Source organism: Mesorhizobium sp. P2_F7 (assembly GCF_056403695.1).
Genome location: NZ_JBFUFA010000013.1, coordinates 103,846 through 118,072, shown reverse-complemented (window position 1 = coordinate 118,072; position 14,227 = coordinate 103,846). Strand labels below are relative to the sequence as shown.

Genomic DNA, 14,227 nt, shown 5'->3' with positions numbered 1-14,227 from the left:
GCTTACCAGGGAAAAATGACCGTGACAGACCATATTCTCGTCGAGCGCCAGGGCGCCATTCAGATCATCCGCATGAACCGTCCGGACAAGAAGAACGCGCTGACGCGCGCCATGTACGCGACAATGTCCAAAGCTCTGGCCGAAGGCGACGCCGACCCGGAGATCCGCGTCCATGTCTTCCTCGGTGTTTCAGGCGCCTTCTCTTCCGGCAACGACCTTGCCGACTTCCTCGTCATCGCCACCGGCGGCGAGGGCGGCAACGAAGTCTGGGACTTCCTGATGGCGCTGGCCAAAACCGAGAAGCCGTTGGTCTCGGGCGTCGACGGCATTGCGGTCGGCATCGGCACCACGCTCAATTTGCATTGCGACCTAACCTTTGCCACGCCGCGCACCGTGTTCCGCACGCCCTTCGTCGATCTAGGCCTGGTGCCGGAGGCAGGCTCCAGCCTGCTAGCGCCGCTCATCCTCGGCCGTCAGGGCGCCTTCGCGCTGCTTGGCCTCGGCGAAGGCTTTTCCGCCGAGCGCGCCAAGGCTGCCGGCCTGATCTACGAAGTGGTAGAGGAAGGCGCTCTCGAAGCCGCTGTACTGGCAGCAGCCGGCGCCATCGCCGCCAAGCCGCCGCAGGCGCTGAAGATCGCCCGCGATCTGATGCGCGCGCCACGCGAGGAACTTCTCGCCCGCATCAAGCTGGAGAGCGAGCATTTCTTTGAGCGGTTGAAATCCGACGAAGCGCGCGCCGCGCTGACCGCGTTCATGACGCGGAAAAAGGGCTAGGCGCCCGCAGCAGCGGGCGCCTAGCGAACGCTCAGGTCAGCTTCTTGTTGGCCTGTTCGTCCAGCGCCTTGCCGAAGTCTTCCGCCGCCCAGCCGGCATCGAGCGCGCGGTGAAATAGCGCCTGCTGCGTCTCCGGCGCCAGCCCGCCGATCGGCGGGTCGCGGTCGAGGTTGGTCGGGAAGGAATAGCCCTCGGCCGTCGAGGCGATCGCATTCGCCGCCGTTTCCTTCGAGATTGCGCCGGTCGCCAGCATCTTCTGGATGGTCGGATAGAGCGCATGGCTCATTCTGGCGCGGTCGACGCTTTCCATCGCCCGGCCGTAGCCTGACGAGACCTGCAGCAGATTGGCGATGCGGCGAATGTCGGTGGAGCGGTTGTTGCCGGCGCCGTGGAACAAAGCCGGGTTGAAGAACGCCGCATCACCTTTCTCCAGGGCAAGCTGCACGTGATGTTCGGCGAAGTAGGCCTTGAACTCCGGCAGGCCGGTGGCGAGGTAACCATGCAGATAGGCTTGCGAATAGGGCAGATAGAGCGTCGGTCCGCTCTCCATCGGCATGTCGCAATGGGCGACGGCTCCCTGCAACGTCAGCACCGGCGAGATGCGGTGGACATGCACCGGATAGCGCTCGATCACTTCCGGAGACTGGAAGCCCAGATGATAGTCGCGATGCGCCGACTGCGCCGCGCCGCCAGGGTTCACGCAATTGATCTGCGACGTCATCTGATAGGCCGGGCCGACCCAGGCTTCCGAGATGAGGGCAATGATTTCATTGCCGTAGTAGGCCGCGAAGGCGGCGGGGTCGCGCAGGCAGAATTTTTCGAGCGCATTCCAAATGCGGTCATTGGCGCCCGGTTTGGCGAAATGGTCGCCGCCGCCGGTGCCGGTGGCATGTTGTTCGGCAATCATGTCGTTGAAAAGCGTCGTTGCGGCGTCGATCGGCGCGGTGTCGGCAAACGCCTTCTTGAACGCCACCACGCCCGGCCCGTCGGTCAGCGCCTCGACCCATTCCGCCAGAAGCGCCTTGCGGGTTTCGGGATCGCCCGCCGCCTTGCGCACGGCGTCGCCATCATAGACCGGCACGTTCTTTTCGATGCCTGCGGCGAAGGGATAGTCGGCGGCATCGGTCGTCTGTTCGACCAGTGCGCGAAAATCCTCGATGTCGCATTGCTGCTTGGTCAGCCAGACCTTCGCGGACCGGATCCTGGCTAGGTTGTCGGCCTTCATGACGCATCCTCCTGTTGCGGTTCTGATTGTGAGTGCCGTATACAACAGCCTGCTGTGCTTTTTGCCTCGTAAACACCTCAAAAACACCTCAACCGATGTCGCGCGCATTTCTCCTCAAGGATATCGCTCTCCAGGCCGGGCTCAGCCTCGCCACCGTCGATCGTGTGCTGAACGATCGGCCAGGCGTGCGCGAGCATACGGTGCGGCGAGTGAAGCAGGCCATTGGCGAGCTCGAACAGCAGCGCGACCAGATCGGGCTTTTCGGCCGCAAATTCGTCGTCGATGTCGTCATGGAAGCGCCCGCCCGCTTCAGTGAGGCGGTCCGCCAGGGACTTGAGCAGGCGATGCCGTCCTTGCAGCCGGCGATTTTTCGCGCCCGCTATCATCTCGCCGAGACCCGCAACATCGAGGCCACCGTCGGGGTCATCGACGCCTTGCGGCGCCGGGGCAGCAACGGCGTGTTCCTCAAGGCGCCGGACGTGACGGAGGTGAGGGCTGCGGCGGCGCGGCTTGTCGCAGCCGGCATCCCCGTGGTGACACTGGTGACGGATCTCCCTGATACGGGGCGGCAAGCCTATGTCGGGATGGACAACCGCGCGGCCGGCGAGACCGCGGCCTACCTCTTGGGCGAATGGCTCGGCGGCGGCCCGGCGCGCATCCTGGTGACCATCTCAAGCAACCGGTTCCGCGGCGAGGAGGAGCGCGAGATCGGCTTCAGGCAGGCGCTCCGCGAGCGCTATCCCGCGCTTGGCATCGTCGAGGTCAGCGAAGGCCATGGCCTCGACCGCGACACCGGCCGGCTCGCACGCGAAGCCTTGCGCCGGCATTCCGACATTGCCGGCGTCTATTCGATCGGCGGCGGCAATCTGGCTGTCATCGAGGCTTTCGCCGCGCTTGGCCGCGCCTGCCGCGCTTTCGTCGGTCATGATCTCGATGCCGACAACATCGCGCTGTTGCGTGCCGGCCGCATCAGCGCAGTGCTGCATCACGATCTCGGCCAGGACATGCGCAACGCCTGCCTGCATGTCATGCGCGCGCACGGGCTGTTGCCGAAATCACCTGTGTCGGGCATGGCCAACATCCAGGTCATCACGCCGTTCAACCTGCCGCAGATGGTGGCGTGGCAGTAGGCGTCAGGGTGAAACGGCTCAACGGTTGTCAAAGCGCTGCGGCCTGCACTATCTCTCGACGACCCTGGCGGGGGCCTTGCCAGGTGGAGAGGACATGACCCGAAAAATTGCTATCGATGCGTGCAGCGCCGAAGCCGTAGCGCATTGACGGGTTGAACCCCAGGACATGCTTGCCGATGTTGTGAAGCCGCTTGGCCTGACGTTCAGGCTCTGGTGGCGTTTCTGGCCGCAACTGATCGCCACGGTGCTGCTGGGCATTGTGGGCGGCGATCTGTTCATGCAGATCGCCGCGCGCACCGCCTTCCTCAACCACATGGCGGGCTTGGCACTGCTGACACTGGTGGCGCTCACGCAGCTTGTCGTCACTGTCGCTATGTTCCAGACGCTGCTTCCCGCCCTGCCGGCGATCCGTGCGGCGCAGGAGGCCGCGCACCGGCAGACATCCGGTGAGACGGGCGGCGAACCCAGCAGCGGCACCACGCGGTTGGCACGCATGGTCAGCGTCGCGCTCTTGCCCTTCTTCGCCTACTACGCCGCGTGGGGCTTTCTCGGCGATACGGTGCGGCAATATTCGCGCGTCACCCTCGACATGGCGCCGTTCGGCGAAGGCGCTGGCAATGTGCTCGACGTGCTGGATTCGCGCTGGCTGGTGTTTTCCGTTGTCATCTCCTGGCTGGTCAGGCGTCTGGCCCAGGCGATGCAGAAACGCGGTGGCGCAAAGTCCTTCTGGCAGATCGTCGTGGTGATCTGCGAGACCAACTGGATCTTCGTCGGTCTCTACGTCATCTCGCGCTGGAAGGACGACATTGTCGGCTGGATCATGAGCCGCAACATTTTTTCCGTCCTGCAGGCCGCAGCCGACGGTGTGGCCAACCCTGTCGCAAAAGCCTTTGCCGATCCGATGATTCCGGTCGAGGTCACCTCCATCGACACGTCGACAAAGCTGATCGCGCTGTTCTTCTTCATGCTGCTGCCGGTGATCTGGCTGGTCATGACGGCGCTGATCTATGGCTACGACGTGCGCGACGACAAGGAACTCATGCGCGTGCACGAACGGGTCGAGCGCCTCGGCGCCCGCTACCGCACCATTCCGAAATTCATGCGCGACTTCGTCGAGCACTTCATCTCGGGCTATCGCTCGCGCTATCTGCCGATCGCCAACGGCGTGCGCTTGACGCTGAGTTCCGGCCTCGTGCTCATCGTCACGCTGACCGTCGGCTATCGGCTGATCGACTGGTTGGCGGCCTGGGCGTGGCTGGGTGCTGCGCGCCTCATCGGCCCGCATGGCCTCGATACCTGGCAGGTGCTGTCGCAGGGCGTCTCGCTGCTGTTCGGCAGCGCCTTCCAGGATTCTTCGACCGGCATTCTGGTCGAGCCGCTGCGCATATGCTTCCTCGGCGCGATCCTCGAAACGGCCTTCGCGCTGCCCAAGCGCCAGACCGGCGAGATGGCGCAACCGGCCGGCCCGGCGGGAGCGGCGCAAGATGCTTGAGACCGCCCGCTCCAAGCTGAAAGCATGGCTCGCCGCCGGCATCGGCACAGCGGCGGCGATTGCCGTTGCCGGTGTCCTGGGCGCCTTCGGGGCAAGGCATGCGCAACTGCCGGTTCTGGCTCCAGCCGGCCTGATCGAAACCGGCCAGTGGCTGCTGCAGCCTGCAAAGGCCTATGTCAGCTCAGAGAAATACATCTATGGCACGTTGCGCAAGCCCGGGACCAAGGCGCTGGTCTTCGAGGTCGACATGACCAACCGCACGGCCCAATCCACGAAGGATTATTTCGAGCTCCTCCAGGCAACCCGGCCGCCGCTCGATCCGGCAACAAAACCATACATCGTGCTGACGCGCGACGAGACGCTGTCGCCGGAACTGCACCCCGGCATGATGGAGCGCATGGCCTATATCTGGGAGCTGCCGGAAGGTGGCGCCGCGCCGGCAAGCCTCGGCCTGACGGTCATGAGCAAGATCTACAAACAGCGCGACAACCTTTACGGCCTGCCCGGCTGGTTCAGTCCGAGCCCGGTCGGCACACTGACCATTCCTGTCGCACCCGATACTGGAGGCCAGCCATGATGCGCAGACTGGCCAATCTCGTTTTGCTGCTTGTCGCTGTGGCGTTCTGCTACGGCCTGCAGATTTCAAAGCCGCACTACGCCGATCTGATCGGCCCTATCCCGGTAAGGGGTAAGGTCGGAGATACAATCGTCGGCCGCAGCTTCGAGGTTCGCGCCGAAAAGCTGGAGTTTGCGCGCAAGCTCAAGACGGATCGGTTCGGCGAGACGAAAGTGCTGACCACCGGCGGTGTGTGGGCGGTGGTTACGGTCGAGTTGGCGGCCACAGACAGATCGACATCAGTCGCGGTCGCCTCCTGGCGCGGACCGTCGGGGCTGACTTATGACCACACCGAGCGTTTGTCCTTCGTCAACAACGGCTTTCTCCCGGTCACTGTCGATCCCGGCCTGCCGAGGAAGGCAAGACTGGTCTTCGAGGTGAGCCCGGAGGAGGTCGGCAGCGCGACGGTACTCGTCTCGAGCAAGCTGCTGGCGGCGCTCGATTCGCAGGCCGAGATTTCGATTGGGCCGGTCGCTGCCTTGTCCGACGGCATGCCTGCCGGCACCGTCGACACGCTCGATCTGACCCAGCCGATTGATGGGCAACCGAAATGACGACGCTGATTGTGAATAGTGGGCTGACGGAGAAAAAATGGCGCCGCCGCAGCTTTTGGGCGCTGCTTGTGCTCATCCCCCTGACCTTGGCCGTGGAGGCTTATGACAGCGTCAAGGCGCTGCTCGGCGACAATGATTTGTTTGAGCGCCGCGTCGCCTGGGCCCAGAGCGCGCATTTCGGCGGCAGCGACTGGAAATTGACCGATCTGCGTGGCGCCTTCGGCATGAAGAACCTGCCGCCCGATTCCGTACCGGTGCTGGCCGATTTTTCGGTGACCGTGGGCGATCCCGACCTGCAGAAGCTATGGCTTGGCTGCAAGGTGATGCTGATCGATGCCGAGGGACGGCGCTGGTCGCCGACGTCCATTGTCTCGCTGAGAACGCCGGACAATGTGCAGACCTGCGTTTCGGCGATCTTCTCCGGCGCCAAGACCGGCGACACGCTCAATCTGCGCGAGACGTTCCTGGTGCCGAAGGCGGCGACCAAGTCGATCAGGCCGGCGCTCGGCCTTGCCAGCGAGCGGCCGCATTTCCTGCTGTTCCAGCTGGAAAAGGATTGATCTCCCACGCTGTCGCCGCAATTCCCGGGTCGTCACCATCCAACCCGCCGCAAATGATGGCATGGTCATAGGCGTCTGATGCCACCTGGACGGATGAGCCGCTACCGGTGTTCGGTCGCGATGCGGATGCCCAAGCCGATCAGCACAATTCCGGTTACGCCTTCGATGGTGCGGCGGATCGATGGCCGGCGTAGGAAATCCCCCGCTTTGGCCACGACCGTTGCGTAGAGCGCCAGCCAAGTGAAGGTCATGACGGCGAACACCACGCCGAGACCGAGCAGCGCCGCGAAGCTTTCCCCGCCGGGCGGCACGAATTGCGGCAGCAGGCTGGCGAAAAACACCGCCATTTTGGGATTGCCGAGATCGCTGATCAACCCCTGGCAATAGGCGGCCGCCGCTGTCAGCCGCCGTGCCGGCCTCGCGACATCGGCCATGTCCTGCTGATGGGAGGGCCAAAGCGCTTCGTGCAGCGCCTTGAAGCCGAGATAGACGAGATAGGCGGCACCCGCATACTTGACCGCAAGGAACAGCGGCTCCGAAGCGACCAGCAGGGCGACGATGCCGGCGCTGGTGGCCAGCGCCCAGATCGTCTGGCCGCTGGAGATGCCGAGCGCGGTGAAGACGCCGGCCGCACGCCCGCCAAGCAGCGTGTTGCGGATGGTGATGGCGGTGTCGGGACCGGGCGTCGCAAGCACGATGAAAGAGACACCGAGAAAGGCCAGGAACAGGCTCATTGGATTCTCCCTTTGCAGCCAGATCAGCTTGAGATCTCCGCGCCATTTCGCCAACGTCAGGGGTAAAGCCGCGTCTTGTCCCAGCTGCCTTCGGCGTTGCGTGAAAAGACCAGGCGGTCGTGCAGCCGGAACGGCCGGTCGTGCCAGAACTCGATCGCCTGCGGCACGATGCGGAACCCCGACCAGTGCTTGGGCCTGGGAATTTCGCCGATCGGGTAGCGCGCCGTGTATTCGGCCACCGCCTTCTCCAGCGCAAAGCGGCTTTCAAGCGGCCGCGACTGTTTCGAGGCCCAGGCGCCGATGCGGCTGCCGCGCGGCCGCGTCGCGTAATAGGCGTCCGCCTCGGCGTCGCTGACGATCTCCACCGGCCCGCGTATGCGCACCTGGCGGCGCAGCGATTTCCAGTGGAAGCACATCGCCGCCTTCATGCTGCCAAGAATCTCGCGGCCCTTGGCGCTCTCGAAATTCGTGTAGAAGACAAAGCCGCTTTCATCGAACCCCTTGAGCAGAACCATACGCACATCCGGCATGCCGTCGGCATCGACGGTTGCCAGCGCGACACCGTTGGCGTCGTTGATCTCGCTCTTGGTGGCTTCCTCCAGCCATGTGGCAAAGAGCCGGAACGGCTCCGCGGCCTCGGTAAAGTCACCAGTTGTTAACTCGGTGTCACTCATAGTTTTTCTCAAATTGTCTCGAATCTCAGGAGGTTGCCGATTGTCGCGTATCGCGCAAGCTTTTGACAGCAGGCAATGGAGCGCTTTCGCTTCGGCCAGTTCGAAAGCCGTGATCGTGATCGTCGCCTTGCCGCTTGCCGCCTGCGGCGCCGGCGGCTTCAGCCTGGAAAAAGCCGAGGTCGACCGCTCCATCGTCACCTCGAGCGCGCCGGCCAAGGCGACATCGGCCGATGCAGACAGCGCTTCCGACCAGACCACCATCGGCAATGCGGTCTCTTCAGCCGACATCGAGGAGCTTCGCGGCCAGGCCGTGCCGTGGGCGAATGCCGGCACCGGCTCGCGCGGCTCGATCACCGAACTCGCCGAGTTGCAGGATAACGGCCAGACCTGCCGCAGCTTCACCGCCTCGCGTGAAAGCTTCGACGGCGTCGCCCTGTTCAAGGGTGAACTGTGCATGGCCGGCGCCGGCGGCTGGCACATGCAGGACTTCAAACCGCTCTGATCCCCGAGCAGTGCAGGCGGCGCAATTTCAGCCGTCGATAAGCCTCTGCGCCACTGGAATTTCTTCCTATGCAAGCGCATATAAGGGGCAACGTGGATTCACTCTTTTTCCAGGGCAGGACGCATGCGCGACCCCTATGAGGTGCTGGGCGTTGCCAAGAACGCATCGGCCAAGGACATAAAATCGGCCTACCGCAAGCTCGCCAAGAAGCATCATCCGGACCAGAACCCGAATGATCCCAAGGCGAAGGACCGCTTTGCCGCCGCCAACCAGGCCTATGAGGTGATCGGTGAGGAGAAGAACCGTGCGGCGTTCGACCGCGGCGAGATCGACGCCGACGGCAAGCCGAAATTCCATGGTTTTGAGGGTGCTGCCGGTGGCGACCCGTTTGGCGGCTTTCGCCGCCAGCAGGGCGCCGGCGGCTCGCGCTTCGAGTTCCGCTCGGGGCGTCCGGGCGGCGATCCGTTCGACGGCAACAGCGACATCTTCAGCCAGATCTTTGGCGACGCCTTTTCCGGTGCGCGCGGCGCTGGTGCTGGCGACCGCCGCCAGCCGGCGCAGGCAGCGGACCTCAACGTGACGCTCGACGTCACCATCGAGGAGATCGCGACCGCCGAGAAAGTGACCGCTATGTTCCCTGACGGGCGCAAGATGGCGGTCAAGCTGCCGGCCTATGTCGAGGAAGGCCAGACCATCCGGCTGAAGGGCCAGGGCGAGCAAGGCCCGGGACAGCCGGGCGATGCGCTGGTCAAGATCCATATCCGCAGGCATCCGCGCTATCGCATCGAAGGCCGCGACCTGCATGCCGACCTCGATGTGGCGCTGGCCGATGCGGTGCTGGGCGCCAAGGTACCGGTCGAGACGCCCACCGGCAGGCTGGCGGTCAATGTCCCGGCCTGGTCGAGCTCGGACAAGGTTCTGCGTCTCAAGGGCAGGGGCTTGCCGGAAAAGGCCGGCGGCCATGGCGATCTCTACGCCCATGTCCGCATCATGCTGCCGGAAGGCGGCGACAGCGAGCTAGAAGCGCTGATGCGCGGCCGCAAAGGCTGACGCGAGTTCATCTCGCCTGCTAGCTGCCGGGCGCCGCTTCCTCCATCCGCCGGATGGTCTCGCCGAAGCGGCGCAGCGCCTGCCGCACCGGGACATGCGGGCTCTCGATCTCCAGCAGGATCATCGTCTCGCTGCCGAGGAAGGCGGCGCTGACCAGGCTGGTCACTTCGGCGGCGGAGAATGGTCCAAGGCCGCCGAACCGTTGTTCGGCCTCCTTGGCCAATTCGGCCAGCAGCTCAAACCAGCCGCGCAGGTCGCGGCGCACTGCCTTGGCGATTTCGGGGCTCGACAGGCTTGCGGCGATCATCTCGTGCAGGATCCGGACATAGCCGGAGGCTAGGTCGTCATCAAGGAAATCGCAGGCGCGCTCCCAACGCTGCCAGAGCGGCATCGGTGCGGCAAAGGTCTCCGCCTGGCGCTTCAACAGGCCTTCGTTCAGATGATCGAGCAGGGCCAGGAACAGCCGTTCCTTGGAACCGAAATGATAGTGGATCTGGCTGAGCGGAACGCCGGCGATCTCGGCAACGCGGCGCGTCGACAAATCGGCATAGCCGCCTCTGTAGAGGCATAGCTCGGCAGCCGAAATCAGTTCGGCGCGCGTGTCGCGCCTTGGCTTGCTCTGAGGCGGCGCAACGGCTTCAGCAGCGTCCGTCATGCGGTGTGCCTGCCGCTCGTAGCGGCACAATCTGGGCGGGTCATAAGTTCTCCTGTCCGGGGCTGGACGTCTCGCCACCATATCTCGGTCGAGCGACCGATCAAGTTGACTCGCTATTAAATTTATGGTTTTTGACCATGAATTCGGTCGACCGACTGAATTTTTTGATGCTTGCATGGAGGGGCAGTCATGGCGGGCGTAATCACCCTTATCTACGGCGTTGCCGCATACCTGATATTTCTTGGCTCGTTTCTCTATGCGGTTGGTTTCGTCGGCAACATTGCCGTGCCGAAATCGATCGATTCAGGGATCGTGGGAAGCCCGGTTGAAGCTGTCATCGTCAACGCGCTGCTGCTCGGTCTTTTCGCGGCCCAGCACAGCATCATGGCGCGGCCGGTGTTCAAGCGCTGGTGGACGCGCATTGTCCCGCACGCGGCCGAACGCAGCACCTATGTGCTTTTGGCCAGCCTCATCCTGCTTTTGCTCTACTGGCAATGGCGGCCGATCCCTGGTCCCGTCTGGACGGTCGAGAACCCGTTCTGGGTTGCCGTCCTCCATGGCGTGTTCTGGCTCGGCTGGGCTGTCTTGCTGATCAGCACCTACCTGATCAACCATTTTGAACTGTTCGGCCTGCGCCAGGTCTTCGCGGCGTTGCGCAAGAGCGAACTGCCGCAGCCGGTGTTCAGGACGCCGCTGTTCTACAAATGGGTCCGGCACCCGATCTATGTCGGCTTTCTCCTGGCCTTCTGGGCGACGCCGTCGATGACATGGGGCCATCTGCTCTTTGCTGCCGGCAGCACCGGCTACATTCTGCTCGGCATCTTCCTCGAGGAACGCGATCTCATCGCGATGTTCGGCGATCAATACCGCCTCTACCGCAAGCAGGTGGGAATGCTCATTCCCTGGCGCAAAGTCGCTGAATAAGGCGATATCCGGTGCCGACCAGCCGATTCGGCTGGTCGGTCGCGGGCCTGGGCCGTCGAGGTGAGCTGGCCGCAGTGAGCCATTTGAAGCTCACAAACACGTTACATACCCCCAATTGTTGTTTGACCAGTGTCTGAATTGAACGCGCGCCCCGTCTGCGCTTGATGCGCCTTTCTGCCTGTGCGATAGGCACTCCAAAGCAGAAAATCTTTCGGAGAGCGCTGACATGGCGGGTGGACAGGGCCTTATGGCCGGCAAGCGCGGGCTTATACTGGGCGTCGCCAACAACAGATCGATCGCCTACGGCATCGCCAAGGCCTGCGTCGACCATGGCGCCGAGATCGCGCTGACCTATCAGGGCGAAGCGTTCAAGAAGCGCGTTGAGCCGCTGGCTGCGGAACTGGGCGCCTTTGTCGCCGGCCATTGCGACGTCACCGATCCGGCGAGCCTCGACGAGGTGTTCGCCAATGTCGCCAAACATTGGGGCAAGCTGGACTTCCTCGTCCATGCCATCGCATTCTCCGACAAGGACGAGCTGACCGGCCGCTACGTCGAGACGACGCGCGACAATTTCCTGCGCACCATGGACATTTCGGTCTATTCCTTCACCACCATCGCCAAGCGCGCCGAGACGCTGATGACCGATGGCGGYTCGCTGCTGACGCTGACCTATTACGGCGCCGAAAAGGTGATGCCGCACTACAACGTCATGGGTGTCGCCAAGGCAGCGCTCGAAGCCAGCGTACGCTATCTCGCCGTCGATCTCGGCGGCAAGAAGATCCGCGTCAACGCCATCTCGGCCGGCCCGATCAAGACGCTGGCTGCTTCGGGCATCGGCGATTTCCGCTACATCCTGAAGTGGAACGAATACAATTCGCCGCTGAAGCAGACCGTCACCCAGGAAGAAGTCGGCGATTCCGGCGTCTACTTCCTGTCCGACCTGTCGCGTGGCGTCACCGGCGAAGTGCACCATGTCGATTCCGGCTATCACGTCGTCGGCATGAAGGCGGTCGACGCGCCGGATATTTCGACCGTCAAGGAATAGCCCCCGCCAACCGTCGTCAGTCCTGACCCCGGAAGACCTGATGTACCCGCTGGTTTATATCGCGCGCCACGGCCAGACGGCGTGGAACGCCGAGGCCCGCCTGCAGGGACAGGCGGATACCGATCTCAATGCGGTTGGCCGCCAGCAGGCGACCGCGAACGGGCATCGGCTGGCCGAGCTGATAAGCGATGTCAGGGATTTCGATTTCGTTGCCAGCCCGATGAGGCGGACGCGCGAAACGATGGAGCGCATCCGCGCCGCGATGAAGCTCGATCCGCTCGCCTATCGAACCGATACCAGGCTGATCGAAGTCAATTTCGGGGATTGGCAGAGTTTTACCTTTGCCGAGCTTGAGACGCAGTCTCCCGGCGCAAAAAAGTCTCGCGCGCGGGACAAATGGAATTTTCAGCCGCCTGGCGAAGGCGCCGAAAGCTATCAAATGCTGCTCGAGCGGGTAAAACCCTGGTTCGACGCGCTGGACCGCCCGACCGTCTGCGTCACCCATGGCGGGGTCATACGGACCCTGTTCAGGATGGTCGAGGGCGTTTCCGAAGACGAGGCGGCGAATCTGGAAGTATGGCAGGACCGCCTGCTCAGGCTGCAGGGCGGACGTCTGGAGTGGCTCTAGGCCAGAAGCCAGAATTTCGAATGGCTAAGGACCGAACAAACAGGACATCCGTCCTGTTTGTGTAGCTGGGCTCCTTGGAGCCGCGAAAAGCTGTTCGGTGATAGTCCTACTCGGTGTCCGGCAGTTCCATGTCGGTGACGACGTTCTCGCCATTCGTCACGTCATAGGCGATCACGATATCCATGCCCGGCTTCAGCGAGTCGAGATCGGTCTCGGCATTGAGCTTGTAGGACTTACCGTCCTCCAGCGTCAGCGTCAGTGCGTCCTTGTCGACCTTTTTGATCAGGCCTTCGGTCTGGCCGGCATAGGCGGCAGTGGAAATCAGCAACATGGCGGCAGCAGCGCCAATCAGGGTACGCATCGTCGTCCTCTTTGTCATTGCGCCTGCACAGGTAGCGGCGAGCTTTCAACGGGCGGATGGAAGAGAGCAGAAACCAACCGAATGTGTCAAAACTAAAACCGCCAGATCACAGTTTGACCCCTGTGGAAAACGCCAATAGAAGGCAGGCTTAAGCCGGCTCTCATGCCGGGCAGGGCTAAAATCCATGTCTCACAACACGTTCGGCCATCTGTTCCGCGTCACCACCTGGGGCGAAAGCCATGGCGCCGCGCTCGGCTGTGTCGTCGACGGCTGCCCGCCCGGCATCCGTTTCACGCGGGCCGAAATCCAGGCCGATCTCGACAAGCGCCGTCCCGGCCAGTCACGTTTTGTGACGCAGCGCCGCGAACCGGATGAAGTGAAGGTGCTGTCAGGCTTCATCCTCGACGAGGACGGCGAGACGATGATCACCACCGGCACGCCGGTCTCGATGCTGATCGAGAATGTCGACCAGCGCTCCAAGGACTATGGCGAGATCGCCCGCCAGTACCGGCCCGGCCATGCCGACTACACCTATGATGTCAAATACGGCGTGCGCGACCATCGCGGCGGCGGCCGCTCCTCGGCGCGTGAGACGGCAGCGCGCGTGGCAGCCGGCGCGCTTGCCCGCAAGGTGGTGCCCGGCATGGTGGTGCGCGGCGCGCTGGTCTCGATGGGCGAAAAATCGATCGACCGCGCCAACTGGAACTGGAATTTCATCGGCGACGCCGAGAACCCGTTCTTCACCCCGGATCCGGCCTCGGTTCCGGTGTTCACGCAGTATCTGGACGGCATCCGCAAATCAGGCTCCTCGGTCGGCGCGGTGATCGAGATCGTCGCTGATGGCGTCCCGGCCGGCCTCGGCGCGCCGATCTATGCCAAGCTCGACCAGGACATTGCGTCGGGCCTGATGTCGATCAACGCCGTCAAGGGCGTCGAGATCGGCAATGGCTTCGAAGCCGCCCGCATCACCGGCGAACAGAACGCCGACGAGATGCGCATGGGCAATGACGGCAAGCCGGTGTTCCTGTCGAACAATGCCGGCGGCATTTTGGGCGGCATCTCGACCGGCCAGGCGATTATCGCCCGTTTCGCCGTCAAGCCGACCTCATCGATCCTGACGCCGCGCAAATCCATCGACAAGGACGGCAACGACGTCGATGTCATGACCAAGGGCCGCCACGACCCCTGCGTCGGCATCCGCGCCGTGCCGATCGGCGAAGCCATGGTTGCCTGCGCGATTGCCGATCATTATCTGCGGCATCGAGGACAGACGGGAAAGGGAGGGGCATAGAGCAGTACGGCG

The 14,227-nt window shown here is 63.3% G+C and carries 17 protein-coding genes; 12 read left to right on the top strand and 5 right to left on the bottom strand.

Annotated features, from left to right (window positions below; genetic code table 11):
• The first annotated feature begins 21 nt into the window (after positions 1-21).
• The gene (locus AC1DZ8_RS28455; protein WP_477302860.1) at positions 22-774 is read left to right on the top strand and encodes a crotonase/enoyl-CoA hydratase family protein; all 753 of its coding nucleotides are present in this window, start codon (positions 22-24) and stop codon (positions 772-774) included.
• A 31-nt stretch (positions 775-805) separates the two neighbouring features.
• Here AC1DZ8_RS28455 and AC1DZ8_RS28450 read toward each other — a convergent pair whose 3' ends face one another.
• Positions 806-1,999, bottom strand: a complete 1,194-nt coding sequence (locus AC1DZ8_RS28450; RefSeq protein ID WP_477302858.1) for a phytanoyl-CoA dioxygenase family protein — start codon at positions 1,997-1,999, stop codon at positions 806-808.
• A gap of 95 nt (positions 2,000-2,094) precedes the next feature.
• Here AC1DZ8_RS28450 and AC1DZ8_RS28445 point away from each other — a divergent pair, with 95 nt between their 5' ends.
• The 5 genes from AC1DZ8_RS28445 to AC1DZ8_RS28425 all read left to right on the top strand — a co-directional run bounded on the left by AC1DZ8_RS28445 (position 2,095) and on the right by AC1DZ8_RS28425 (position 6,351).
• Positions 2,095-3,129, top strand: a complete 1,035-nt coding sequence (locus tag AC1DZ8_RS28445) for a LacI family DNA-binding transcriptional regulator (protein ID WP_477302856.1) — start codon at positions 2,095-2,097, stop codon at positions 3,127-3,129.
• Between the two features lie 166 nt (positions 3,130-3,295).
• Positions 3,296-4,621 (top strand): hypothetical protein, encoded by a 1,326-nt coding sequence (locus AC1DZ8_RS28440; RefSeq protein WP_477302854.1) that lies wholly within the window; start codon positions 3,296-3,298, stop codon positions 4,619-4,621.
• Positions 4,614-5,198: a hypothetical protein gene (locus AC1DZ8_RS28435; protein ID WP_477302852.1), complete on the top strand. Its 585-nt coding sequence runs from the start codon at positions 4,614-4,616 to the stop codon at positions 5,196-5,198. Before AC1DZ8_RS28440 ends, AC1DZ8_RS28435 begins: the two co-directional genes overlap by 8 nt.
• Entirely contained in the window at positions 5,195-5,791 is a 597-nt protein-coding gene (locus AC1DZ8_RS28430) for a hypothetical protein (RefSeq protein ID WP_477302850.1), read from the top strand. The genes AC1DZ8_RS28435 and AC1DZ8_RS28430 overlap by 4 nt, the downstream gene beginning before the upstream one ends.
• Positions 5,788-6,351 carry a hypothetical protein gene (locus tag AC1DZ8_RS28425; protein ID WP_477302848.1) on the top strand — a complete coding sequence of 188 codons (564 nt, stop codon included), beginning with the start codon at positions 5,788-5,790 and terminating at the stop codon, positions 6,349-6,351. Before AC1DZ8_RS28430 ends, AC1DZ8_RS28425 begins: the two co-directional genes overlap by 4 nt.
• 101 nt (positions 6,352-6,452) lie before the next feature.
• Here AC1DZ8_RS28425 and AC1DZ8_RS28420 read toward each other — a convergent pair whose 3' ends face one another.
• Entirely contained in the window at positions 6,453-7,085 is a 633-nt protein-coding gene (locus tag AC1DZ8_RS28420; RefSeq protein WP_477302846.1) for a LysE family translocator, read from the bottom strand.
• 56 nt (positions 7,086-7,141) lie between these two features.
• Positions 7,142-7,759 (bottom strand): pyridoxamine 5'-phosphate oxidase, encoded by a 618-nt coding sequence (pdxH, locus tag AC1DZ8_RS28415; RefSeq protein ID WP_477302844.1) that lies wholly within the window; start codon positions 7,757-7,759, stop codon positions 7,142-7,144.
• Positions 7,760-7,799: 40 nt separating this feature from the next.
• Between pdxH and AC1DZ8_RS28410 the strand changes: the two genes are divergently transcribed.
• Complete coding sequence (locus AC1DZ8_RS28410; RefSeq protein ID WP_477302842.1) at positions 7,800-8,261, top strand: RT0821/Lpp0805 family surface protein; 462 nt, start codon at positions 7,800-7,802, stop codon at positions 8,259-8,261.
• A gap of 123 nt (positions 8,262-8,384) precedes the next feature.
• Positions 8,385-9,311 (top strand): DnaJ C-terminal domain-containing protein, encoded by a 927-nt coding sequence (locus AC1DZ8_RS28405; protein ID WP_477302840.1) that lies wholly within the window; start codon positions 8,385-8,387, stop codon positions 9,309-9,311.
• Positions 9,312-9,330: 19 nt separating this feature from the next.
• Here the strand turns inward: AC1DZ8_RS28405 and AC1DZ8_RS28400 are convergent, their stop codons facing one another.
• A complete protein-coding gene (locus tag AC1DZ8_RS28400; RefSeq protein ID WP_477302838.1) occupies positions 9,331-9,966 on the bottom strand; it encodes a TetR/AcrR family transcriptional regulator in 636 nt (211 codons plus the stop codon).
• Between the two features lie 189 nt (positions 9,967-10,155).
• Here AC1DZ8_RS28400 and mddA point away from each other — a divergent pair, with 189 nt between their 5' ends.
• From mddA to AC1DZ8_RS28385, 3 genes are all read left to right on the top strand, one after another.
• A complete protein-coding gene (gene mddA, locus AC1DZ8_RS28395; RefSeq protein WP_477302836.1) occupies positions 10,156-10,890 on the top strand; it encodes a methanethiol S-methyltransferase in 735 nt (244 codons plus the stop codon).
• A 226-nt stretch (positions 10,891-11,116) separates the two neighbouring features.
• Positions 11,117-11,935 carry an enoyl-ACP reductase FabI gene (gene fabI, locus AC1DZ8_RS28390; protein WP_477302834.1) on the top strand — a complete coding sequence of 273 codons (819 nt, stop codon included), beginning with the start codon at positions 11,117-11,119 and terminating at the stop codon, positions 11,933-11,935.
• Between the two features lie 40 nt (positions 11,936-11,975).
• On the top strand, positions 11,976-12,563 hold the full coding sequence (locus tag AC1DZ8_RS28385) for a histidine phosphatase family protein (protein WP_477302832.1): 588 nt from the start codon (positions 11,976-11,978) through the stop codon (positions 12,561-12,563).
• A 106-nt stretch (positions 12,564-12,669) separates the two neighbouring features.
• On the opposite strand, the gene AC1DZ8_RS28380 is transcribed toward AC1DZ8_RS28385, so the two are convergent.
• On the bottom strand, positions 12,670-12,924 hold the full coding sequence (locus tag AC1DZ8_RS28380) for a DUF1344 domain-containing protein (RefSeq protein ID WP_023747552.1): 255 nt from the start codon (positions 12,922-12,924) through the stop codon (positions 12,670-12,672).
• Between the two features lie 184 nt (positions 12,925-13,108).
• On the opposite strand from AC1DZ8_RS28380, the gene aroC reads away from it, so the two are divergent.
• On the top strand, positions 13,109-14,215 hold the full coding sequence (gene aroC, locus AC1DZ8_RS28375; RefSeq protein WP_477302830.1) for a chorismate synthase: 1,107 nt from the start codon (positions 13,109-13,111) through the stop codon (positions 14,213-14,215).
• Positions 14,216-14,227: the final 12 nt, after the last annotated feature.